Source organism: Acinetobacter nosocomialis NIPH 2119 (assembly GCF_000368085.1).
In the GTDB taxonomy this organism is placed as follows: domain Bacteria; phylum Pseudomonadota; class Gammaproteobacteria; order Pseudomonadales; family Moraxellaceae; genus Acinetobacter; species Acinetobacter nosocomialis.
The window spans coordinates 638100-661479 of record NZ_KB849239.1; the positions used below are offsets into that span (position 1 = coordinate 638100).

The 23380-nt window shown below is 37.3% G+C and carries 20 protein-coding genes and 1 pseudogene; 14 read left to right on the plus strand and 7 right to left on the minus strand.

The genetic code is table 11. The features are described 5' to 3' along the window. Positions 1 to 118: 118 nt before the first annotated feature. From F984_RS07035 to F984_RS07045, 3 genes are all read left to right on the plus strand, one after another. Positions 119 to 1831: an AAA family ATPase gene (locus tag F984_RS07035; protein WP_004708158.1), complete on the plus strand. Its 1713-nt coding sequence runs from the start codon at positions 119 to 121 to the stop codon at positions 1829 to 1831. 43 nt (positions 1832 to 1874) lie between these two features. Then, on the plus strand, positions 1875 to 2234 hold the full coding sequence (locus tag F984_RS07040; protein WP_001120983.1) for a 5-carboxymethyl-2-hydroxymuconate Delta-isomerase: 360 nt from the start codon (positions 1875 to 1877) through the stop codon (positions 2232 to 2234). 81 nt (positions 2235 to 2315) lie between these two features. After that, complete coding sequence (locus tag F984_RS07045; protein WP_006581221.1) at positions 2316 to 3167, plus strand: AraC family transcriptional regulator; 852 nt, start codon at positions 2316 to 2318, stop codon at positions 3165 to 3167. Positions 3168 to 3195: 28 nt separating this feature from the next. On the opposite strand, the gene thiM is transcribed toward F984_RS07045, so the two are convergent. From thiM to F984_RS07060, 3 genes are all read right to left on the minus strand, one after another. After that, positions 3196 to 4023 (minus strand): hydroxyethylthiazole kinase, encoded by an 828-nt coding sequence (gene thiM, locus F984_RS07050; protein WP_004708161.1) that lies wholly within the window; start codon positions 4021 to 4023, stop codon positions 3196 to 3198. Between the two features lie 33 nt (positions 4024 to 4056). Beyond that, on the minus strand, positions 4057 to 5214 hold the full coding sequence (locus F984_RS07055; protein WP_004708163.1) for a hypothetical protein: 1158 nt from the start codon (positions 5212 to 5214) through the stop codon (positions 4057 to 4059). A 151-nt stretch (positions 5215 to 5365) separates the two neighbouring features. Then, entirely contained in the window at positions 5366 to 5623 is a 258-nt protein-coding gene (locus tag F984_RS07060; RefSeq protein ID WP_000420541.1) for a hypothetical protein, read from the minus strand. Positions 5624 to 5942: 319 nt separating this feature from the next. On the opposite strand from F984_RS07060, the gene pepN reads away from it, so the two are divergent. From pepN to F984_RS07100, 9 genes and pseudogenes are all read left to right on the plus strand, one after another. After that, positions 5943 to 8549 carry an aminopeptidase N gene (gene pepN / locus F984_RS07065; protein WP_004708165.1) on the plus strand — a complete coding sequence of 869 codons (2607 nt, stop codon included), beginning with the start codon at positions 5943 to 5945 and terminating at the stop codon, positions 8547 to 8549. A gap of 542 nt (positions 8550 to 9091) precedes the next feature. After that, positions 9092 to 9622, plus strand: coding sequence for a Csu type fimbrial protein (locus F984_RS07070; RefSeq protein WP_004708167.1), 531 nt, complete (start codon positions 9092 to 9094; stop codon positions 9620 to 9622). A gap of 74 nt (positions 9623 to 9696) precedes the next feature. Further along, positions 9697 to 10401: a fimbrial biogenesis chaperone gene (locus tag F984_RS07075; protein ID WP_004708169.1), complete on the plus strand. Its 705-nt coding sequence runs from the start codon at positions 9697 to 9699 to the stop codon at positions 10399 to 10401. A 9-nt stretch (positions 10402 to 10410) separates the two neighbouring features. Beyond that, a complete protein-coding gene (locus tag F984_RS07080; RefSeq protein WP_004708171.1) occupies positions 10411 to 12870 on the plus strand; it encodes a fimbria/pilus outer membrane usher protein in 2460 nt (819 codons plus the stop codon). Beyond that, positions 12861 to 13883 carry a Csu type fimbrial protein gene (locus tag F984_RS07085; RefSeq protein WP_004708173.1) on the plus strand — a complete coding sequence of 341 codons (1023 nt, stop codon included), beginning with the start codon at positions 12861 to 12863 and terminating at the stop codon, positions 13881 to 13883. Before F984_RS07080 ends, F984_RS07085 begins: the two co-directional genes overlap by 10 nt. Positions 13884 to 14115: 232 nt before the next feature. Beyond that, entirely contained in the window at positions 14116 to 14802 is a 687-nt protein-coding gene (locus F984_RS07090) for a glutathione S-transferase (RefSeq protein WP_002049028.1), read from the plus strand. A 7-nt stretch (positions 14803 to 14809) separates the two neighbouring features. Continuing rightward, positions 14810 to 15570: pseudogene (locus F984_RS0103750) on the plus strand (SDR family NAD(P)-dependent oxidoreductase). A gap of 9 nt (positions 15571 to 15579) precedes the next feature. Next, positions 15580 to 16263 carry an SDR family NAD(P)-dependent oxidoreductase gene (locus F984_RS07095; RefSeq protein ID WP_004708179.1) on the plus strand — a complete coding sequence of 228 codons (684 nt, stop codon included), beginning with the start codon at positions 15580 to 15582 and terminating at the stop codon, positions 16261 to 16263. 78 nt (positions 16264 to 16341) lie between these two features. Then, positions 16342 to 16899 (plus strand): chorismate mutase, encoded by a 558-nt coding sequence (locus F984_RS07100; protein ID WP_004708182.1) that lies wholly within the window; start codon positions 16342 to 16344, stop codon positions 16897 to 16899. 28 nt (positions 16900 to 16927) lie between these two features. Here the strand turns inward: F984_RS07100 and F984_RS07105 are convergent, their stop codons facing one another. Continuing rightward, on the minus strand, positions 16928 to 17413 hold the full coding sequence (locus F984_RS07105) for an Lrp/AsnC family transcriptional regulator (RefSeq protein WP_031944247.1): 486 nt from the start codon (positions 17411 to 17413) through the stop codon (positions 16928 to 16930). Between the two features lie 658 nt (positions 17414 to 18071). On the opposite strand from F984_RS07105, the gene F984_RS07110 reads away from it, so the two are divergent. Beyond that, the gene (locus tag F984_RS07110) at positions 18072 to 18410 is read left to right on the plus strand and encodes a hypothetical protein (RefSeq protein ID WP_004708183.1); all 339 of its coding nucleotides are present in this window, start codon (positions 18072 to 18074) and stop codon (positions 18408 to 18410) included. A gap of 293 nt (positions 18411 to 18703) precedes the next feature. Here F984_RS07110 and F984_RS07115 read toward each other — a convergent pair whose 3' ends face one another. After that, positions 18704 to 19165 carry a hypothetical protein gene (locus tag F984_RS07115; RefSeq protein WP_004708185.1) on the minus strand — a complete coding sequence of 154 codons (462 nt, stop codon included), beginning with the start codon at positions 19163 to 19165 and terminating at the stop codon, positions 18704 to 18706. 34 nt (positions 19166 to 19199) lie between these two features. Continuing rightward, positions 19200 to 19727: a hypothetical protein gene (locus tag F984_RS07120; protein WP_004708186.1), complete on the minus strand. Its 528-nt coding sequence runs from the start codon at positions 19725 to 19727 to the stop codon at positions 19200 to 19202. A 651-nt stretch (positions 19728 to 20378) separates the two neighbouring features. On the opposite strand from F984_RS07120, the gene F984_RS07125 reads away from it, so the two are divergent. Further along, complete coding sequence (locus F984_RS07125; protein WP_004708189.1) at positions 20379 to 20933, plus strand: TetR/AcrR family transcriptional regulator; 555 nt, start codon at positions 20379 to 20381, stop codon at positions 20931 to 20933. Between the two features lie 65 nt (positions 20934 to 20998). Here the strand turns inward: F984_RS07125 and F984_RS07130 are convergent, their stop codons facing one another. Continuing rightward, positions 20999 to 23233, minus strand: coding sequence for a TonB-dependent receptor (locus tag F984_RS07130; protein WP_004708190.1), 2235 nt, complete (start codon positions 23231 to 23233; stop codon positions 20999 to 21001). Between the last annotated feature and the right edge of the window lie 147 nt (positions 23234 to 23380).

The window sequence follows — 23380 nt, forward strand, 5'->3', positions numbered from 1 at the left end:
TACAAACTTGATGTTAGTAGTTGATTTATATTGTTTTTATAGAAAGTTTGGTTCATTCATTTAAATTTTTCGGGAAAATCGTTAAGCTATGGGCTGTTGAAAATGTACATATGAGATTATGAAACAGGAAACTGCACTTAAACTGCTCAAAGCAGGTGAAAATGTTTTTTTAACCGGTTCGGCTGGTGCAGGGAAAACCTATACACTCAATCAGTACATCCAATATCTAAAAGCACGTAAAGTGCCTGTAGCGATTACAGCATCGACAGGTATTGCTGCAACGCATATGAACGGTATGACCATTCATACGTGGGCGGGCATCGGCATTAAAGATCAGTTAACTGACGACGATCTAAAACGTATGAAAGAGCGTAAATATCTCAAGGAACACCTTGAAAATGCGCAAGTTCTCGTCATTGATGAAATCTCGATGCTCCATGCGAAGCAGCTTAATCTGGTCAATCAGGTTTTAAAATATTTTAAAGAAAGTGATGAAGCTTTTGGCGGCATTCAAGTGATTGTGGCTGGAGACTTTTTTCAGTTGCCACCTGTAGGCCGTAATGGTGAAGCTAATCGCGATAAGTTCTGTTTTATGTCAGATGCATGGGTCGAAGCTAAATTCCGCGTATGCTATTTAACAGAACAGCACCGTCAAGACGATGAAATTTTAAATCAGATTTTAAATGCCATCCGTGCGCAAAGTATTCAAGCTGAACATTTGCAAGCTTTACATCAATCACGTACACATGACATTGGTGAGACATTTACTCGTCTTTATACGCACAATATGGATGTCGACAATATCAATTATCAACACTTAAATGAAATTGATAATGAAGGACATCAATTTAATGCAGTTCTAGATGGTAATGAAAAACTATTAGAAACTTTAAAATCTTCAGTTCGTGCTCCTGAAGAACTAACTTTGAAAAAGCATGCCAAAGTCATGTTTGTAAAAAACAACTTTGATATGGGTTATATCAACGGAAGTTTAGGTGAAGTGATCGGTTTTGAAGAAGATGACGAAAACGGGTTACTGCCAAAAGTAAAATTAACTGACGGTACAACTTTGCTGGTCGCACCTGAAACATGGTCAATTGAAAATGAAGCCGGAAAAGTCATTGCAAGTTTTCAGCAAATTCCACTTCGTTTAGCTTGGGCGATTACCATTCATAAAAGCCAAGGTATGACTTTGGAAGCTGCTGAAATTAACCTGATGCACACCTTTGAAAAAGGGCAAGGTTATGTTGCGCTCTCACGTTTGAAATCTTTAACAGGATTAAAATTATTAGGATTTAATGAGCAGGCCTTAGAGCTAGATAGTCTTGCTGTAAAAGCTGATCGCCGTTTTCAGGAATTATCGGCTGAAGCCGAAGATAATTTTGCTGATGTCGATTTAACCGCCCAGCACAAAGCCTTTATCCGTCACTGTGGGGGCACCTTAAATGAAACCGAGATTTCTCGTAATGAGAAGAAACTCGCAAAAGGTGGTAAGCAAAATTATGCTACGGCAACGCTAGACGAGACACGTGTCTTGTTTGAAGAAGGTTACGAAATTGAAGATATCGCGCATGAACGTGGTCTAACACCAGCAACTATTATTAATCACTTGGCTCGACTTCATAAAGAGCAAAAACTAGATATTTCGGTTGCTCACCCAGGTGAAGAAGTGGTCGAAGAAGTGCGTAAAATTTATAAGAAGTTGAAAAAGCGTCAAAATCCAGATCATTTTTCTGATGATGGTTCGATCAAACTAAGACCAATTGTTGAAGCAACTAGCCCTCGAATGGGATATGATCAAGTTCGATTAGCTTTATTATTTATTGAATAAAGTTCAATGGGCTTAATGACTTATTATATAAATTGAGGTGGCTATGCCGCACGTTGTAGTTGATTATTCAGATAACTTAACTGGACTAAATGCAAAACAATTACTTGAAGAAATTAATACCACGCTGATTGAAACAGAGTTGTTTAGTCCAGAAGACATCAAAAGCCGTGCACGTAAAGATGAAGTTTTTCTGATTGGCTTAGGGGTCGATCAAGCTTATATTCATGTAAAGGCGTATATTTTGTCTGGAAGAACTGCCGAACAAAAACAGCTTATGGGGGAGCAATTATTGGCGGCGCTCAGCAATAAAAAATATCTACCACAAGAGTTTAATAAAGAAATTCAATTGTGTGTTGAGCTTATCGACATGCCAAGAGACGATTATTTTAAGCAAGTTGTATAATTCTAAAAAACGCAATTTCGATCAAGAATAGCGATGAGCACTATGTAAAAGTAGTGCTATCGAATGAACAGACATGAATGTATGGCTGTATATACACAAAAGCTGCAACTGGTTTGCGATTATATTCAAAGACATTTAGATGAAGACCTAGATGTTGATCGGTTGAGCCAGATCGCAGCTTTATCTAAGTTCCATTTTCATCGCATTTTTGCCATTCATATTGGTTTAAATGTGATGAAGTTTATTCAACTTTCTCGTTTAAAGCGGGCCTCTTTTCAATTGGCTTTTGAACCTGATCTCAAGATTATTGAGATTGCATTACAAGCAGGGTTTGATAGTCCAGAGGCATTTACTCGTGCATTTAAGCGTTCATTTGATCAAACTCCTCGAGCTTTTAGAGATAAACCGGACTGGGAATCTTGGCATCAGAAGTTTGTTTTTACGATTCCGAAAAGTGAGTTAAAAATGAATGTAAATATTGTTGAGCGACCTGCTGAAAAGATTGCGTATTTATCGCATTTAGGAAGCCCTGATAAAGTCTTTGAAACGGCTGCACGTTTTATTGCTTGGCGCAAAGAAACAGGTTTGTCACCAGTGACCAAGTCTAGAACTTATGGTATTCCTTTTGCTGACCCTGAACAGACTCCATCTGATGAGTTTCGATTTGATATTGCCGGTTCAATTGAAAAGGCTGTACCTGAAAATACTTACGGTGTACAGACAGGTGAAATTCCTGCGGGGCGTTATGCAACCGTAAGACATTTGGGTAGCCATGACCAGATTAAAGATAGCGTCTATTACATCTTTAGAAACTGGTTACCTGAGCAACCAGAAGAGGCAGGGGATTATCCGGTTTTCTTTCACTATCATAACTTTGTGCATGATGTGAATGAATGTGACCTTGTGACAGATATCTACTTACTTTTAAAGTGAGTCTAGTGTCATTCAGGCATAACTTAGGTTATGCCTGTTTATTTAAAAGTTTGATATCTGCATATTGCTCAATCAGATTGTCATCTAGCATATGGATATAATCCATAAATATGCTACTAAAACTACCCATCGTTTGTGCTTGATTTGCAGCAAGTTTACCTGCAATTGCAAAATGAATATGAGCTGAAAGAGCTGCAATAGTGGGTGTCGTCACAGCGCTATAGGCTGCAATTAATGCACCCAAAGCGCAGCCAGTTGCAGTAATTTTTGGCTGTAATGGACTTCCGCCGTTTACTTGAATCACAGCATCTATTTCTTTAGACAAAATGTAATCTGATTCACCTGAAATAGCGATACAGCTCGCATGCGTTAACAGTGAAAAAGCTTGTTGATAAGCTTGGTCACTGCTTAAAGTGCTGTCTACACCTTTTGATTGAACCTGATTGCCTGCAAGCGTGCTAATTTCGGAGGCATTACCACGTATAACGTTTGGCTTAAACTGCAAAAGCTCGTCTGTCATTTGACTGCGCCAAGCTAAAATTGGTCCGTAGCCCACTGGATCAAGTACCCACGGTACTTCATTAAGCTGTGCGGTCTTAGCAGAGATTTGCATGGCTTGCATTTGCTCTGAAGTCGGTGTACCCAAATTAATGCTTAAAGCCGATGAAATTTTGGTAAAGCTTTCTGCTTCATAAGGATTATCAATCATGGCAGGTGAAGCACCGGAAGCGAGTAACACATTGGCTGTATAGTTGGCAGCAACGCTGTTGGTAATACATTGCACAAGAGGCGTTTTTGCCTGCATGTTTTGCCAAGCTTCAATCACCTGTTCAATGAGGTTGGATGTCGAAGTCATCTGATAATCCTTATTAAGCCAGAGATAAGAAATTTAACGGGTAAAATAGTGATCTTGATGTTTACAGTTTTGGCAAATCAACGACACATAATCTGCTGCATCATAGTCAACACTTAGATCATTTGAACCACAGTACATACAACGTTTAACCGAATAAAAGTTTAACCGAGGTTCGATTTTTCGCCATGCTTTCCATACAGGTTGTACAAAAATCTGTTCGTCATAACCTAAAAAGCGGTTAAACAATATGTGGCTCATTTTACTGTAAGGAATATTGTAAGGGCGTGGCAACATTGAAGTTTCCCACTTTTCAGCCAAAGCCCGTTCCCGATATTGCTCTAAAGTTTTCTTTAATAAATTGGTGTTAATAAACTTTTCATTTCGTGGCTGTAGCGCCTTTTGTTTATAAAGGTATTCAAGTGCAGTCTGAATAAGATAATAAATTTGCCCAATCGCCAATGAGTCCATTAAACGGTAGCAAAAAGTTTGAAAATTAGAGCTTCCTGCAATTTGGATACCCCAAGTTCGGCAGTAGAACTGAGTGAACTGAATAATTTCTTGGTAGAGCACCTGAAACAGCACGTCTTTCACTTCATCGGCACTACGAAATGGAATACCAAGACTTAGGTTTTCATAGAACCAGTGGCGTAGTTGCTGAGCTACACTAAATAAACTTGGGTCGCTATAACCATCTAGACGAATATTTAAATAAAAGCACTGTGGTTCATCGGTTTGATCTTGTGCATTTAAAATCCCATCTTTATGAAGCTGTTTAATCAGATGGCTTTGGAACATCCAGTTGGGGGTAATCGGCTGATATTTTATCTGGTCCCAGTGAATGTATTCGTCATGAGCAATATCGTCTCGTGCGTAGTCATCAAGTAGGCTTAGTAAAAAAAGTTTATGTAAAAAACTCAGTTGTTCCAGACTGCGTTGTGGCTGATCTTTTGACTTAAACTGGCGTTGTTCTTGTAGGCGGGTTTGCTGTAAAAGTTTCTTTCTTTGTTTTGTGCATTGGTCACAGTGGCACGTCATTTTTGTGTCTTTAAATACACGATGTTGGCAATGGCTACATTCATGAAATTGAACGTCTTGCTCAAATTGTTCGGCATCTACCCAATACATCGACGCTTGGCAGAGAGGGCAATGGCTACTTTCATCTAGCTGTTTTTGTAGAATTTGTAAGGCCATTTTGCTCCGAGCGTTTAAATCAATCACGACTGACCTATTATACACAGCCGCATTGCCGATAGCTGAGATTGTCTTTTTGTTTGGTGCAAAAATAGAAAACCTAAAGTCTTTGCTTTGACTTTAGGTTTTCATAAGCGGTTAAAAGTTAAGATTAAACAGGGCACGGCAAGGTCTCATCATTTTGTCCAAGTTTTTTGGCATTGATCAGTGCCTGCACTTTTTTACTTGGTAATTTCACTTTACCTAAGGCGTCATAAGTATTAACGATAGTAGTTACCTCCTGAGCAGTCATTGAAATACCTTCGGCAGACAAGAACACGGCAATCACATGATGGTCGAGTCCTGCTGCATCTAGATCATGAATCGCTTTAATATTTTCTAAACGATGTAAATAAGCTTTTAATTCCATAGTGAGTTCCTCTTGTTCTGATTGAAATACTTATACTGGTATATTGGATAAGGCAAGAACCATGCCCAAAATGTAAGCAGCTCCTCAAAAATGTTAAAAGCGAAAGGAGTTTTATTTTTATTGTATAGATTGATTATATAAGCAGCGATTATCGTAATTTTGGTCTAATCTGTGCTAATAAAAGACGATTCTAATTTGAAATGTATAAATGAAGTCCCATTAATTTTATAAAGGTAAACAAACATAGTATGTATGAATGTGTATGATCAAATTCATAAAATTCGTACTACGGTTTCCGAAAAGTATATAAGGAATAAAGATGAATATTGCGGCGCAGCCTCCAGTTCAGGCAGATCAAACAGTTTATTTAAAAGATTATCAAAAACCTGCGTTCTTGGTTGAATCAATTAATCTTGATATTCAAGTCTATGACGATAAAACAATTGTTGATTCAACATTGGTCATGAAGCGTCAAACTGCTGGAGACTTGGTGCTATTGGGCCGTGATCTTGAGTTGCAATCTATTCAGCTCAATGGCCAAGATCTTACTCCTGCACAATATTCACTCGATAGTGAACAACTGGTGATCACTGATGCACCAGATGAAGTCATTTTACAAACTCAAGTTATTATTCACCCTGAAACCAATACTCAGCTTGAAGGTTTATATAAAGCTGGTGACTTATTTGTAACGCAAAATGAGCCTGAAGGTTTCCGTAAAATTACCTTCTATCCAGACCGTCCAGACGTACTTTCAGTTTTTACGACACGTGTAGAAGCAGACAAAAAATATCCGGTTTTACTTGCTAACGGTAACTTGCTTGAAACAGGTGAAGTTGGTGAAAACCGCCACTTTGCGATCTGGCAAGACCCGACTAAAAAGCCAAGCTATTTGTTTGCTTGTGTGATTGGTGATTTAGCTGTTCTTAAAGACCGATATACCACTTCAGAAGGGCGTGATGTCGCTTTAGAAATCTATGCGATTGAGAAAGATATTCCAAAATGCCATATCGCGATGGAAGCATTAAAGCATTCTATGCGTTGGGATGAAGAACACTACGGCCGTGCTTATGATCTCGACAACTATATGATTGTGGCGGTGAGCCAGTTCAACATGGGTGCAATGGAAAATAAAGGTTTAAATATCTTTAACACCTCATGTGTACTTGCCGATGAAGAATATACAACTGACGCAGCGATTATGCGTGTACAGTCTGTGATTGCCCATGAATATTTCCATAACTGGACAGGGAACCGTATTACTTGCCGTGACTGGTTCCAGTTGTGCTTAAAAGAAGGTTTAACCGTATTCCGTGATCAGTCTTTCTCGGAAGATCTGCAATCTGCTGCGGTTCAACGTATTGACGATGTCGCTGTACTTAAATCGCATCAATTCCCAGAAGATGCAGGTCCATTGTCGCACCCTCCACGCCCAGACCACTTTGTAGAAATTAATAACTTCTATACAGCGACTGTTTATGAAAAAGGTGCGGAAATTAACCGCATGATGTCGACATTACTGGGTAAAGAAAAATTCCGTCAGGGAACGGATGAATATTTCCGCCGTCATGATGGACAAGCCGTAACTGTAGAAGACTGGGTTGCAGCATTGTCAGCAGGTTCAGGTGTCGATTTATCTGCATTCTTAACTTGGTATAACCAACCAGGTACACCAAAGCTTGAAGCGAAAGGTGAGTATGATGCAGCAGCACAAACTTACCGTTTAAGTTTTAAACAAAGCCTAAAAGCACATCCTAAATATCCAAACTTAAAAGCTGTTCCGATTCCTGTAGCGTTGGCGCTATTTAATGCTAAAACAGGTGAGCAATATACACTTCATAGCGACAGTCTATTTGTAAATGGTGTTAAAGATGGCGTGTATTTGTTTGACCAAGATGAAGCTACTATCGAGTTTACAGGTGTGACTGAGCAACCAGTTGCATCGCTATTACGTAACTTCTCTGCACCTGTAAATCTGATATTCGATTACAGTGATGAAGAATTAGCATTCTTGATTCAGCATGAAACAAATGGTTTTAACCAATGGCAAGCAACACAAACCTTGCTTGAACGTATTTTGTTAGAAGATCACTCAGCGGATACCTATATTCAAGCTATTCAAAGTACATTGCCTGATTTAGTTGGTCGTGATCCACTTTTAGCATCTCGTTTATTTGATGTACCAACTGAAGGTTATTTGGGTAGTCGTATTGATCAAAACTATGCACCAGCCGATATTCATGTAAAACGTGAAGCCCTGTTGAATCGTTTAGCACAAGATTTGGGTTCATTCTGGAAAGAGACTTACCTTACCCTGGACCCAGACTTGCAAAAAGAATTTTCTTTAGCGATGGGTGTACGTGCATTAAAGAACATTATGCTTATGATGATGGCACGTCAGGGCGACCAAAGTGCATTTGAATTGGCTTACGAGCAATATCAAAGCACAGGCAATATGTCTGAACGTTTAGGTGCGCTACGTGTATTAGTTTGGCAAAATGCGCCTCAAGCACAAGAAGCCCTTGCTGATTTCTATAACCGCTTTAAAGATGAAGCATTGTCTTTAGACCAATGGTTTATGATTCAGGCAGCAAACCCAAATGCCACAGTTGAGACAATTGAGTACTTAACTCAACATCCTGATTATGACTTAACTACGCCAAACCGTATTCGCGCCGTGAGTGGTGGTTTGTCAAATAACCCTGAAAATACTTGGGGCTTTGGTGTAGCTCACTTTATTCATCTTGCAGAATATCTGGACGAGAAAAACCCGATTTTAGGTTCACGCTTATTACAGGTGTTATCTCGTTGGTATACGCTTGCAGAACCTCAACGTACTCAAGTGCAACAGGCTTTACAAGCCTTGCAGCCTAAAGTGAAATCTAAAAATGTTTCTGAAACTTTAAATAGTATGTTGAGTATTTAATTATTTAAATATACTTAATAAAGGTCTCTTAAGAGGCCTTTATTTTTATATAAATTTCATAATAAAGAGTGTTCAATATTACCCATCATAAAAATTAAAATTATATACGCTCTATAATTTGTTTTAGTTAAGGTGAGTTTTTAATGATTTATTTTAGATATATCTTTTAATGTGACAAAAAATAGTATAGTTAAATTTTAATCCTTATGGTTTTTTATCTAAAAGACCTAAATTTTTGACATATTTATTTAAAATTTAGGAAATAAATTTTAATAGTAATTTATTAATTTTAAATAAATCAAATTCTTGTAATTTTGATTGTTAACTTTTGTTAATGTTTTGTTAGTTGGGGTAATGGTATTTTGTTAAATAGAAATAAAAATAAAAATATACTCATACATTTTAATTATTTTTATGTATGATGACTAAAATAGGATAAAAAATAAGCTTTAAAAGAGCAGTCAAATAAAAATGATTGTAAGGATAAGAGTTAATTTTTTTATATCTATTAATTCGACAATTTAGTTTAAAAGGTTTTAGACATGAAAAAGACTTTTTTTTATTTATCAGCATTTGCTGTAGGATTATTTTCTTTTAATGCAGCAAACGCCGCTACAGCAACGGGGACATTAACTGTTAAGGCGACAGTAACAAATAGTTGTGTTCTGAATACATCTGCAACAGGTACAACCACAAATGCTGTTTTGGACTTTGGTACTTTAAGCTCTCTCGCAACTAACGAAGATGCTGATACCACGACGACCGGAGGTACCTCAATTAAAGTCCTTTGTAACAATACTGTGCCATGGACTCTAGCTTTCGATGGCGGCAAAAATGCTCAAACGACCCAACGCCGTATGATTGGTGGTGCAACAAGTAACGAATATATCCCTTATAACTTATATTCAGATACAGGACGTGCCACTGCAATTGGAATTGCTACAACCGCTTATAGTGGTACAGGGAGTGGTGCGGTACAAACAGTAAACGTATATGGTCGTATTCCTGCTGGCTCAGCGTTACCAAGTGCAGGTAGCTATGTTGATACGGTGACAATAACGGTAACTTATTAATTTGTATAAATTAGAAAAACTGTTAGCCCTTTTGAAAGGGCTAATATATTAAAAGATATATATTTGAGTAAAACATGAAAAAAAATATTTTTATTATTACGGGATTATTCTTATCTTTATCTACCATTATTAACGCAGCTACAATCCGTCTTTCACCAGTAACAGTGGAAATTTTAAGTAATCAAAGTGCTTCTTCGATTAGTTTATATAATCAGTCAAATGAAAGTGCTGATTTACAGGTACGTATATTTGAATGGACTCAAAATAATGGGCAAGATCAATTAACGCCTACAGATGAAATCAATATTAGTCCACCTTTTTTAAAGCTAAAGCCTAATGAGTCTTATAATTTACGGGTAGTTAGAATTAATCCAGAGCCGATTTCTGGTGAAAAAACTTACCGTATTATTATTGATGAATTACCCAAACCTGTTGATAGCCGAAAAGCTTCTCAAGGTGTAAATGTATTGCTTCGTTCGTCATTACCTGTATTTGTTGTCAATAAAGATGCGATTACTCAACTAAATTGGAAAATTGATACTCATCAAAAAGAACCTTCCCTAAATATTAATAATGTTGGGAATCGACATGCACTGTTAAATGATTTAACGCTTGTTGATAACACAGAGAATAAGAGTTATCCGATTAAGGTAAATACAGTGAATGGCTATATTCTTGCAAAGCAAGCAAAAAGTTATTCAATTAGTAATTTTACATATCAGCCAAATCATAAATATAGTATTTCTCTGACAGTAAATGGTAAGAAAACCACACTTTAAGAGGCTTATATGAAATATATTATAGGTGTCTTATGTGTTGCGTACTTTCCAGCGCATTCATTTGCTGAACAATTAGTAGATCATACGAATACTTTGATTCCAAGTGTTCCTGAATCTATAGATGGCAATAATAAATATACGCAGGAAAAGACAAATGGACAGGAGCAAAATCTTAATTTTATTCAGTTATTTTTAAATATTTCTATTAACTCTAATCCTTCAGAAGATTTGTTTTCCGTAAAACAATCTAAGGACGGAAAATTATATATTCGTTCTGGCGACTTAAAAACGCTAAGAGTGAAAATGGATGAGCATATTCCAGATAGCCAATGGGTATGTATTAATCAACTTAAAGGAATCCAGTTTAAATATCTGGAAAATGAGCAATCTTTAAACTTACAAGTTCCCGCCAGCATGTTAACTGGTTACTCAGTTGAGTTAAGTGGTCAGCAAACTACTAGTTCTGGTTTGCTAAAAATGAAACCCTTAAATGCTGCAATCCTGAATTATAGCCTGTACCACACCATAACCAATGATGAGAGTATTTTCTCAGGTTCAGCTGAAGGTATTTTTAATAGCGCACTCGGTAACTTTTCATCAGGCGTTTTATATAACGGTAGTAATGAAACGAGCTATAGCCATGAGAAGTGGGTACGTCTGGAAAGTAAATGGCAATATGTAGACCCTGAAAAAGTCAGGATATATACCCTAGGTGACTTTGTTTCCAATAGTTCTGACTGGGGCAGTAGTGTACGTCTTGCCGGTTTCCAGTGGTCGAGTGCCTATACCCAGCGTGGTGATATTGTTACCTCGGCGTTGCCGCAATTTTCCGGTTCGGCGGCACTGCCTTCAACACTGGACTTATACGTTAACCAGCAAAAGATTTATTCAGGACTTGTGCCTTCAGGCCCGTTTGACATTAAGCAACTGCCGTTTATTTCCGGAAATGAAGTTACACTGGTGACGACTGATGCCACAGGTCAGCAAATCATTACTAAAAAACCTTACTACTTTTCATCGAAGATTCTGGCAAAAGGCATAAATGAGTTTTCAGTAGATGTTGGGGTTCCACGCTATAACTATGGGCTGTACTCAAACGATTATGATGATGCCACCTTTGCCTCTGGTGCAATTCGTTATGGTTATAGCAACTCACTGACCTTAAGTGGGGGTGTGGAAGCCTCAACAGATGGTTTGACGAATCTCGGCACAGGTTTTGCCAAGAATTTGTTTGGTGTGGGGGTGATTAATGCCGACATTGCCGCCAGTCAGTATAAGGATGAAAACGGCTATTCAACTCTGATCGGTTTAGAAGGGCGTATTAGCAAGAATATTTCATTTAACACCAGTTACCGCAAAGTATTTGATAACTACTTTGATCTAGCCCGTGTATCTCAAATCCGATATTTAAAAGAAAACCAGATTAGTGCTGAGCCACAGAACTATCTCAGCTATAGCGCGCTGGCAGATGAGATTATTAGGGCAGGGATTAACTATAACTTTTATGCAGGCTATGGTGTTTATGTCGGTTATAACCAGATCAAGTACAGTGATAACTCGTATAAGTTACTGTCTGCCAACTTAAGCGGAAGTTTAAACAAGAACTGGGGTTTTTATAGTTCAGCTTATAAAGATTATGAAAACCATAAGGACTACGGCATTTACTTTGCGCTGCGCTATACGCCATCTACCAGAACTAATGCGATTACAAGCGTATCTAGTGATAGTGGCAGGCTGACTTACCGACAAGAAGTATTTGTTTTATCAGAACCAAAAATTAATTCATTTGGATGGGGTGGATATGTAGAGCGAGATCAGGATGCGCATACTAACAATGCATCGATCTATGGTTCTTATCGAGCAAGGGCTGCGTATCTGACAGGTCGTTATAACCGAATTGGGGATAATGACCAGGTTGCACTTTCAGCGACCGGATCGTTGGTTGCGGCGGCAGGACGTATATTTGCGGCCAATGAAATAGGGGAAGGTTATGCTGTTGTAACCAATGCCGGACCGAAAAGCCAAATTATAAATGGTGGGATAAATCTAGGAACAACTGACAAGTCTGGAAGATTTCTTATTCCTAGTCTTATGCCATATAGAGAGAACCATATTTATTTAGATCCATCATATCTTCCTTTAAATTGGAATGTTAAATCTACAGATCAAAAAACAGTCGTGGGCTATCGCCAAGGGACGCTAGTTGACTTTGGTGCACATCAGGTTGTTTCAGGCTTGGTGAGAATAGTTGATAAAAACAACACGGCATTATTACCAGGCTATAGCGTTCGAATTAATCGACAGCAAGATGCTGTAGTGGGCTACGATGGTGAAGTATTCGTTCCAAACTTATTAAGACAAAACAAACTTGAAGTAGATCTTCTCGATCATGGTTCATGCCAGATTAACTTCACTTATAACAGTAATCAGTACTCAACTAAAAAATTGGGACCTTATATATGTCAGTAAATAGTATTAATAAGGCTCAAAGAGAGAGCTATAAAAAATTTTCATTGTCTTTAAAATATTTTATAGGTATTTGCTTATTTTATATCGCTTATGCCTTTTTTAGTCCGTCACATGCTGCTTGTACGGTAGCTGGAACGACCAATAATACGTTTACCTACACGGCAGCAAATATTAATAGTGATGCAACGGTAAACTTTTCAGGAACAATTACTTGTACGAATGGAGGGATAATACCTCAGATCTCTCCGTTTATGTGTATGAAGACCGTATTTACAGGAGCAACCACTGCGAATAATAACGTGACCTTACCCTATACGGTTACTGCAACTGTAGGTGGAGCAGGTTCTTCTACCACCAACCAAACCTCCAATGTTTGGTATGGTCCAGTGGTAACTATCGCTTCAAACAATGTTCTTAGCTATTCGGTAAATGTGAAGGTACCCGCACGTACCGGATCACTAATTGCTTATCCTCAAGGAACATATACAGCTACAGTTCAACTATTTTGGGATATGGATCTTCTATCAGTGTTATGTTTAGGTGATTTACTCAGCTGGGACTCTGGAAGTGTAATTTTAACAGCAAATTTTGTAGTGCCGACACTTTGCCAATTAAACTCAACCTCGAATGTAGATTTTGGCAATATTAACGATATTGGCACGGCTAGTCGTGATTACACAACACAAGGTGCTGTAAATACGACATGTAACTATGGAACGCCTTATACGATTTATTTGGGGGATGGCAATAACCGTATAAGCGGAGGATTCAGGCGTATGGCCAATAGTAATAATGAGTTTATTCCCTATCAGTTATATAAAGATGCTGCTTATAGTTCGGTGTGGGATGCTACGGGTGGAGTATCTAGTATTGGTGGCGCAGGTGGAGTGTCTGGTACTGGAACAGGTAATGCTCAAACCACTACAGTTTATGGAAAAATTCCGCAAGGTACTACGATTGCAAGTAGGCCAGGTGCTTACTCCGATAATGTTGTGGTTACAGTGACTTATTAATTATTTTAAAGCTATATAAGAAGCTCTTTTGTGACAGAGCTTCTTGTAATTAAAATTGTATTGGTTAGAAATTGCTAAAATATAAATAATAAAAATCAAATAATTCTTAGCTTTTAAAACTTGTAGGTCATCAAAATTGGTTTGACTTAAAAAGGTATTCTGTATATTTATTGATTAGTTCCAAAAAAGAACTGGTAAGTAAAACAGGCAATTAAAAAATAAAGGTGAATAAATGTCAGATATTATTTTGCATCAGTGGGAAATTTCTCCGTTTTGTCAAAAAATTTCAAGGGCTTTGAAATTTAAGGGTATCCCATTTGATACAGTAAACTATAACGGCATTCTTGGTGCCAAAGTTCCTTTGCTGAGTAAAGTGGGGAAAGTGCCCGTTATTGATGATAAAGGGCAACGTATACAAGACAGTACCCGTATTGCTCGTTATTTAGATGAAGCCTATCCAGATACACCGCGACTTTATCCCGAAGATCCAAATCAAAAAGCACTTGCCGAACTGTGGGAAGACTGGGCAGATGAGTCTCTTTATTTTTATGAGGTGTATTTAAGGGTAAATGACTCGGAAGCGTTAGAAGAAGCAATCCGTATTAGTAGCATTGGTCGCCCAGCTTATGAAAAGCCAATGGTAAAAGCTTTTATTTTAGCCGAATTAAAAACACAACTTTTCTTTCAGGGTTTGGGCCGAATGAAAGCTGAAAATGTAGAAGCAGAGTTTTTAAAACATTTAGACCGTATTGAGCAGGTGTTATCACAAAGTGAATGGTTGGTTGGAGATAAACAGACGATAGCAGACATTGCCGTAGTTGCCCAACTCGGTGAGGTGGTTCGAACAAGCAAAAAGTTTAGTAAAGAAATTTTGAATCGACCGTTTATTGCTTTATGGTATAAAAAACAAACAGGGTGAAACGGCTATGTCATTAGAACCACCGAATAAAACACGAGATTGTGCAGTTGTTATTGGTGTTGGGGCTTCACAGGGGATCGGAGCAGCCGTTTGTCATCGTTTTGCAAAAGAAGGATTAAAAGTTTACGTTGCAGGACGAACTTTCCAGAAAATTGAAGCAGTGGCTGCTGAAATCCATGCAAATGCAGGTGAAGCTGTCGCATTTCGTTTAGATGCCGAAGATATACATCAAGTACAAGCCTTATTTGACACCATTACTAGTCAAAACGAGCGTATTACCGCTGTTATTCATAATGTTGGAGGGAATATACCTTCAATTTTTTACGCAGCCCGCTGTCGTTTTTTAATGATATGTGGCAATCCACATTTTTATCAGCTTATTTGGTTTCTCAAAGCTGCCTAAAAATTTTTAAAGAACAAAATCACGGCACACTTATTTTTACTGGGGCGAGTGCTTCTTTACGTGGAAAACCGTTTTTCGCTGCTTTTACCATGGGTAAATCTGCCTTGCGAGCTTATGCATTAAATCTAGCTCAAATTTATAAAAAACAAGGCATTCATATTGCTCATGTCATTATTGATGGAATGGTAAATGGTGACAGAATTAATAAAGCTTTATTTGGGCTAGGCCGTTTGGCGCGTCTTACACGTGGAACAGGCGGGCTTAATCTTGATGCAATAGCAGAGAACTATTGGATGCTCTACCTGCAAAGCCCTGAACTTTGGACACATGAGTTAGATTTACGCCCATACCAAGAAAAATTTTGAGAGACTTATATGCTAAAAACAATATTTCAGAAGTTTCAAAAAAAGCAGGGCTGTGTTGTGGTTGCCGGCCATGATATAGAACTACTTAATCATGACTTTGTAATTTTAGATAAAAACTATCAAGCTCCATTACATGTTTATCAAGTTGTGCATGATTCTACTGTTCAGAACATACAAGTAAGTTACGTAAATGATGGCATGACGAGTGTGCGCTTAAACTTGGTCAAAACTAAGCATTTAAAAAGTCTGCTGAAATATATAACAGAGCATCGTCATACCATTGAGTTATGCGTGTTTCAGCCAAATTTTTCATCAGCGCCAAATATCGGAGCTTTATCTTTAGAAGAAATTGAACACAGTTGGCAGACCACAGGTTTAAGTGCAGTGAGCGTGTCACAGTTCGTACTGAAACCTATGTTAAAGCAGCAGCGGGGTACAGTTATTTTTCTTGGAGCGCCATCTCATCATTCGGCTTACCACGATGTATTAAGCCAAAGTATGTTTGCGAGTATACGAGCGTTATCACAGTCGTTGGCAAGAGAGTTTCAACCCAAAGGCATACACGTGGCGTATTGCATGGTGGAAAAATGGGATGGACAAAATCCGCACTTTATTTCATCGGTTAAACAAGTGTGCCAGCACATCTATCACCAATCTGATTCTGCGTGGAGTCAAGAGCTCAGCGTATCGTGAGATTTTACTTTCGAGTGTTCTTAAAATAGAGTACTGCTTTGGAATGACAGCACAACAATAATTTCTACAGGTACTCAAATGTTAAATATTAAGTATGCTCAACAAACGGTTAAAGTGGCGACTGCAGTGGCAACTTTGATGTGCTTTTCTTCACTGGCACAAGCTTATCAATATGAGCAAACAGCACGTTTAATTAACGAACGTTTATCTTATATGAAAGATGTCGCAGGCTATAAAGCAGAGCAGCATTTACCGATTGAAGATTTAACACAAGAAAAAAAGGTACTCGAACAATCACTTTCTGAAGCCGAATCTTTTGGACTGAACAGTGAAACAGTAAAGCCATTTATAGTGGCGCAAATGGATGTGGCTAAAGCAATTCAGTACCGATATAGAGCAGATTGGTTGTCGAGTCCTGAAACCAACTGGAAGCCTCAAGACTTAAGTGAAGTGCGTTTAAAAATTAGTTCTTTAAACACCGAACTTCTAAAAAATATTGCCTATGAACTTAAGAAAAATAATAACAAGGCACCTCATGGCTGTAGCTATATGTGGCCAGTTCAGCACCCTCAACTTAAAGAAGCTGACAAGAAAGCTTTATGTGTAACATTAAATAAAATCAAATTAAAACAATGAAACGCCCAAAGCTGTCTATATAAGTAAATCACTCAATTAACATTAAATCGGCAGTATTGGCAGATTTAAGTGGTCGTAAGGCAAAGGTTGAACGCGTATGCCGAATACCTTTGATCGAATACAGCTTTTTACGTAAAAACCGTTCGTAATGTTCGGCATCTTTTACGGCCACTTTTACCAAGTAATCATAATCACCAGTAACTAAATGCGCCTCGACTACTTCGGGAATGTCTGCCAAAGCCTCACTAAAATTTTCTAGCATTTCGTCATCGTGTCGTTCTAGCGTAATTTCAATAAAGAACAACTCGTGAATGCCAATCGCTTTTGGGTTTACGTTTACTGTATAGCCTTCAATAATTTTTAGACTTTCTAAACGTTTGAGTCGAGTCCAGCAGGGTGAAGATGAAAGCCCAACTTCTTCGGCGAGCTGCGCAACTGTTAAGCGTCCATTTCCACGAAGGGCAGATAATATTTTCCGATCTATGCGATCTAGTGTGTATTCTGTGCTGTTCAAAATATAAACCAAAGAAGATTCTTCTGTTAATTTTTAATATACGTGATTTTTATGCTGAGATCATTTAAAAAAAATGAAAATACAGTAAACATTTTGAGTGACACAGCCATACACTATTTCTATGCATCGAACTCTACTGGATAGGAGTTGTGATGAAGCAAAGAGCACTGTTTCAGTAAGGGTGACTAAACAGTGCTCTTTGCGGATCTTATAAAAAATTAAATATTAGAATTTTTGATTTGAAAACTACTTTTATAGTTGAAGAAAAAGTCACTAAAAGAAATTATCTCTATCTGCTGCTTAGTTTTATATTTGAAAAATTTATTTAAACATTTTTTAGATACTCTCATAAACTAAATCTACCGATTTAATGAAGTTAATTCTCATTTTTATTTTATAATTATTCTTATATGGTTTTTATAATCTCATTCATTAAAAAAATATAAAGTATGTTATTAAAATCTACATTAAAATTTTAATTTAATCATTATAAGTGCATATAAAACTAATCCCATAATTTCAATAAGGTGATGAAATATTCAAAAGATAAGAGGATTTATCTAACTTTCTTATTATTAATAGACACTTATAAACAATTATTATTTAATACACCCGCAACATTGCCACTTATACTTTTAATAATTTTATCGGGGAAATAATGCGTAATTTTTTAGTAACAGCTTTCACTTTATTGGTAGGGTCATCAGTTTATGCTGCTCAAGAGCCTAAAACTTATATACAGCGAACAACTTGCGAGAGAACAGTACAACTACATGGTTTTTTAAGCCGTGCTCAACTTGATTGTAATTATCACTATACTTCACAAGAATTAGTTCATGAATCTGACAAATGTACCAAACATGAACTAGGTGAAAAGTATGGTAAAGAAGTTATGAGATTAGGTATGGACCAATTTGAAGCACGCAAACGTGAAGATATGAAAGGCCAATTATGTATCACAGTTTTAAAAGAGTTTCCAAACTATATTAGAAAATAAAATGGAATCTTAAAAAGCCTTTGTAGGCAAGCCGATAAAATGGATTTTATTATTCATTTTATCGGTGTATCTTTAAATATTGGTGATAATTTTAAATCTCAAAAAATAAAAGATTATGTATGAATTAATAAATCGTTTTACTAAAAATTTTAATGATTTATTTCTAGCCAATATCACATTGACACTTAAAATCTCTCTTATTATTCTCTGCGGTAGAATGGAGGTGGGACGCTTCGTGCGTGCCAGTTCTAGATGATTGATCTGTCAACCCTCCTCTGTTCTGTCATCATGATTTATAAAATTGAATTTTGATATTTAACTAACTCATTTAATGCAAACTTAACAGTTTGTATAGGAATAGTTTCCACATAACCTTCACCAGCTTTTATGAGTGAAGGAGATCCATAGAATGGATGATTTGGTACTTTAAAAAAGAAGAATACTTCATGGCCGTTCCTTACGGTACTATTTTGAAAATCATAGATATTATTTTCTAATTCTAGATACTCTAAATTTATTAACTTTTTAATTAACTCAATGTTTTCATTAACAGTATCTACTTGGAGATAGTCTATTTCTCTTTGGTTAGTATATAGCAGTAAGTTTAAGTCATTAATTAAAACTGGAAGATTTATAGGGGTTTCATAATTGCTAAAAGAAGTACCATTAATATTAACAACTAATAAAAAGAGATCATTCTTCGGTTCATATTTTTCTATTGAAAAGAAAAATTCTTTTTTACCTAACTCTTTCATCTATCTCCAACTCTTTCTTCATATTTAAAAAAAACTAGATAAAACCTTCACTCCATTTTTTGTCTAATTCTTTTAAATCATTATATGCTTTTTCAAATTCGCTCAATGGAAAACTTAATTGAGGAACAGAAGTCGAGGTTTTCCAGACTACGGATGTCACAACATCGTGAATATGGTTAAATGCGTAACCAAAACGAGCCCATATGACTTGATCTGCGGAAACAATTTGTTCAACCATAATTACGCTACATGTTAGATCTAAATCATCAGGGCAAATTAAGATTGGAACCACTGTTGAAATAGCTACATTTTCATAAGCTTCTGGTTTAAGAAGTTTCCATGCGTTACTTAATGCTAACTCACTATCATGATCATACAACCACCCTTGGGCTGGAACTAAATCATTCATTTCGTCAATAATACGCGCATTTTGATGCATCCATATATTTAATGGAATATTATCAATTGCAAGAATAGGGAATGGTTTTAAATTGCCATTTGCATCTTTAATGCATCCCTCAATTGGGTGTTCATATAAAAGAGTAGCTGAGATAGTATTCATATTTATAAGTTAATGTGCGTTAAGCAAATATAATATATTCTATTCAATAGATTAATGAATCTAATCTAATGAAAAACAAAAAAATTATTTATCCATTTTCTAGCCAATATCACATTGACACCCCAAATCTCTCCGATTATCCTTTGCCTGCTGGCCTACATTGCCAGTCGATTTTGACAGATCGATTTAACACACAAGACATCAAAAAGTTCTCTTTTTGGTGGCGAACTCGTTCGTCCCCCTTCGTAGCGGTAGGGCGAGGGAGGGACGCCTTGTGCGTGCTGATTCTTGTGTGTCAGTCTGTCAACCTTCTCTCGTTCTACCACCATAATCATTTGACAGTGATCTGGTAGAACTTCTTTACACACAAGGAGTCCGCTATGCGTACTATTTCTTCTCATTTATTGGCCTTTGCCAAAATCTCTTTATTCATACCATTTCAACATCCTATAAAACGGTTTAATCGACTCTAGGTTTTCTGCACCTTAAGAATCGTTACGACTCAAAAATCATAGCAACAATAAACCCGAGATAGGCGAGCACACCTTTATTGTGTCGATTTTCTATACCTGTTTTTAGTGCTCAATTTAAGAGTGATGGCATTTCTATCTCTTTTAGATACAACAAAAAATTATTTTAAACGGTACACATATGCCACCTTTAGTACTTTCTACACGTGCTTTAAAAGTTGTGAATAAGGGAATTGATTTATTTCACCATCACGGATTCCATTTAGTAGGTGTCGACAGAATTATCAAAGATTCTGAAATTACAAAAATGACTTTTTATCATTACTTCCAATCCAAAGCACGGTTTATCGAAATTTGCCTACTTGTGCAAAAAGAACGGCTGCAAGACCAAGTCATTGCTATGCTTGAGTATGATCACAGCACAAGCTTGGTGGATAAACTTAAAGCACTTTATGACGTACATACAGACTTGGAAGGGCTGTATTACTTATTATTTAAAGCCATTTTTGAAACCAAAAATACCTATTCAAATGCTTATCAGGTCGCACTTAAATATAGAACTTGGATAACCAATGAAATTTATAGTCAGCTTAGCGTGCTAAAAGCTGATGCCTCATTTCATGATGCCAAACTACTTCTGCATATAATTGAAGGAACTATTATTCAAAGGCTCAGTCATAACGATGTAGATGAGCGGGACAAACAATTCGAATATTTTATAGAGATGTTTTCATAGAAATATTCTAAAAATAAAAGCCCCGAGGTTGGGGCTTTTACTGTATTAGAGGCTAACCAAAGTTCTTACCACTTATGGCTATAAGTCACTTTAAGCGTTATACCATTTGCAAGTAAGTGGCTGGTATTATCGTTCGTTCTTAATAATTGGCTATAAAGTGGGTAGTACTTGCGGTTAAACATGTTTTCTAAACCAATGGTCATGGTGTCCTTCTTGTTAAGCGCAAAGCTACTGATTAAATCTGCCGTGGTATAAGATTTTACATCGTAACGACCAAAACTATTTACACCATTCAAACGGTAATCTTCTGAACCGAAGTAAGTAGCTTGTAGACGGTTTGTCCAAGTTTCAGTTGGGCTATAAGAAATATAACCTGTTAGTTTTAATGGTGGAATACGGAAGCCCGTCATGTCCTGTTCAGCACCATTTTGAGGTTTCTCACGGCCTTTCATCCACGTTACGCTACCACCAGTTCCCCAAACATTTGCATCATCAAGATAATCAAGTGTTGCTTCAACACCTGTGACTTTCTCTTTAGTTCGAGCCAGCACTAAACCATTATTGAATGATTGAACAGCACCCAAGTCAGAAGTAGAGTGGAATACAGCTAAGCTTGAAGAGAAGTTATTAAAGTTACCTTTCCAGCCAAGTTCGTAGTTATCAACTTTTACAGGCTCTAAGAATGATGATCCAAGGTTAAAACCTTCACCAGCATTACGAATAATCAAGCCAACATCAGGCAACTGAAAACCTTGGTTAAACGATGCATAAATTGAGTGCTGGTCGTTTGGTGAGAAAGTTACATTGGCATTGTATAACCATGCATCAGCTTTCACTTTTCCACCTGGAACTGTGTAAGGGTTGGTTTTGCCTAATTGTGATAAGGGAACAAAGCTGTCAATTTGCGCATAGCTGTCTTCATAGCGTGTACCAGCTTCTGCTGACCATTGGTCATTAAAGCGGTGTTTTAGCTGTACAAAACCACCCACACTTTGCGTGGTGAGTTCAGGTAAATAAATCAGTTTGCCAATTTTTACAAACTCTAAGCCGCCCGATTGATCATAAATTTTTTGATCAAAAATATCTAAAGGCATCTCACTTTTTTCACGGCTAAAGTCACCACCCCAAACCAATGAGGTATCACCTAAAAACTCAAGGGGAGTGGTCACCGTTAAGCGGCTACCGAGTACATTATTTTCTTGATAAATCTGGTCGACTTGTTTACCACGGTTGGCATTTGCACGGGCATCAAACGGTGAAAAACGGGTAAAGAAGTCGCGGTAATAAATTTGAGCATCAACCTTATTACCAAAAAAGTCTTTATGGTTATAGGTTAAATTGTAGATCTGGTTTTCGTTTTTATTTTGGTCTTTGAGCTTTAAACCTTTAATTGCTTTAGCTGGCACAGTTCCAGCAGGAGCTTTTTTCACACTTGGGTCAGATGCATAATTTGAGTCTTGCTCAGCATTATAGTAGTTTGCAGCAAACTGTAGGTATTGGTTGTCATCAATGTGATAACCCAGCTTACCGCCAATGCTATAACCATTTGAGTCGTAAAGGTCGCCTTGGCTTGGTTCGGGTGCAACACGGTCGCCACTTGCATCGTACGGACTACCAATACGTTGGTAACCAAAGTCGAGCGCATAATCAAAGGCGTTAAAACTGCCCGTAAAATACTGGTGAATATCACCGCTTAAAGCATTAGAACGCAAATTTGTGAGGGGTGTTTGAAGTCCAACAACCGTTTTAGCCGTAGGCTCACCGCCCGCAGCTTTCGTGGTAATTGAAATAATACCGCCCGCAGCACCGCCACCATAAATTGCGTTACTACCACGAATCACTTCAATGTTGGCAATACTTTCAGGGTCAATGGCTGAAAGTCCTCTCGCTGTATCACGTGTAAGGTTCATTGGAACGCCATCGACCAAAATAAGCGCATTACGGCCACGTAAAGTTTGACCATAGTCAGTAATAGTTCGGCTTGAGTCGGATAGGCCGGGTACGGCTTTGGCTAAAACAGTCGCAATGTTTCCAGACGATCCATTTTTTAAAAGCTCAATTTGTTTTTCATCTAACTTGGTGACTTGTTTGGCAGAGGTAGAGAGTTCATCTGCACGTGAAGCGGTAATGGTAATAGTAGGAAGGGCTTCAGGCTTTTTTTCTGTTTCTGTGGTTTCAGCAGGTGAAGCGGCAAATGCTGAATTTGAAAGAATAATGGCTCCTCCAAGTGAAAGAAGTGGAATGATATTTTTAACTTCAGACTTTCTTGTAAAAAGTTTATTACTTTTCTTATTTGCCATTGTCTCGCCCTGAGAGTGATTTTAAATTGAGCGAATTATAAATGAGAATCATTGTAATTAACAATATTATTAATTGCTTAAAAATAATATATTTGAAATTTATTCAATGAATTAGGGGAATAGGCATTTATTCCCCTTAAAAGATTT

Excerpts from the sequence above, each read along its gene's own strand:
- F984_RS07100 (WP_004708182.1), top strand. The coding sequence starts at position 16,342 with ATGTTAAATATTAAGTATGCTCAACAAACGGTTAAAGTGGCGACTGCA.
- F984_RS07120 (WP_004708186.1), bottom strand. The coding sequence starts at position 19,727 with ATGAATACTATCTCAGCTACTCTTTTATATGAACACCCAATTGAGGGA.
- F984_RS07075 (WP_004708169.1), top strand. The coding sequence starts at position 9,697 with ATGAAAAAAAATATTTTTATTATTACGGGATTATTCTTATCTTTATCT.
- F984_RS07045 (WP_006581221.1), top strand. The coding sequence starts at position 2,316 with ATGGCTGTATATACACAAAAGCTGCAACTGGTTTGCGATTATATTCAA.
- F984_RS07040 (WP_001120983.1), top strand. The coding sequence starts at position 1,875 with ATGCCGCACGTTGTAGTTGATTATTCAGATAACTTAACTGGACTAAAT.
- F984_RS07035 (WP_004708158.1), top strand. The coding sequence starts at position 119 with ATGAAACAGGAAACTGCACTTAAACTGCTCAAAGCAGGTGAAAATGTT.
- F984_RS07055 (WP_004708163.1), bottom strand. The coding sequence starts at position 5,214 with ATGGCCTTACAAATTCTACAAAAACAGCTAGATGAAAGTAGCCATTGC.
- F984_RS07110 (WP_004708183.1), top strand. The coding sequence starts at position 18,072 with ATGCGTAATTTTTTAGTAACAGCTTTCACTTTATTGGTAGGGTCATCA.
- pepN (WP_004708165.1), top strand. The coding sequence starts at position 5,943 with ATGAATATTGCGGCGCAGCCTCCAGTTCAGGCAGATCAAACAGTTTAT.
- F984_RS07060 (WP_000420541.1), bottom strand. The coding sequence starts at position 5,623 with ATGGAATTAAAAGCTTATTTACATCGTTTAGAAAATATTAAAGCGATT.
- F984_RS07080 (WP_004708171.1), top strand. The coding sequence starts at position 10,411 with ATGAAATATATTATAGGTGTCTTATGTGTTGCGTACTTTCCAGCGCAT.
- F984_RS07090 (WP_002049028.1), top strand. The coding sequence starts at position 14,116 with ATGTCAGATATTATTTTGCATCAGTGGGAAATTTCTCCGTTTTGTCAA.
- F984_RS07085 (WP_004708173.1), top strand. The coding sequence starts at position 12,861 with ATGTCAGTAAATAGTATTAATAAGGCTCAAAGAGAGAGCTATAAAAAA.
- F984_RS07130 (WP_004708190.1), bottom strand. The coding sequence starts at position 23,233 with ATGGCAAATAAGAAAAGTAATAAACTTTTTACAAGAAAGTCTGAAGTT.
- F984_RS07095 (WP_004708179.1), top strand. The coding sequence starts at position 15,580 with ATGCTAAAAACAATATTTCAGAAGTTTCAAAAAAAGCAGGGCTGTGTT.
- thiM (WP_004708161.1), bottom strand. The coding sequence starts at position 4,023 with ATGACTTCGACATCCAACCTCATTGAACAGGTGATTGAAGCTTGGCAA.
- F984_RS07070 (WP_004708167.1), top strand. The coding sequence starts at position 9,092 with ATGAAAAAGACTTTTTTTTATTTATCAGCATTTGCTGTAGGATTATTT.
- F984_RS07115 (WP_004708185.1), bottom strand. The coding sequence starts at position 19,165 with ATGAAAGAGTTAGGTAAAAAAGAATTTTTCTTTTCAATAGAAAAATAT.
- F984_RS07125 (WP_004708189.1), top strand. The coding sequence starts at position 20,379 with ATGCCACCTTTAGTACTTTCTACACGTGCTTTAAAAGTTGTGAATAAG.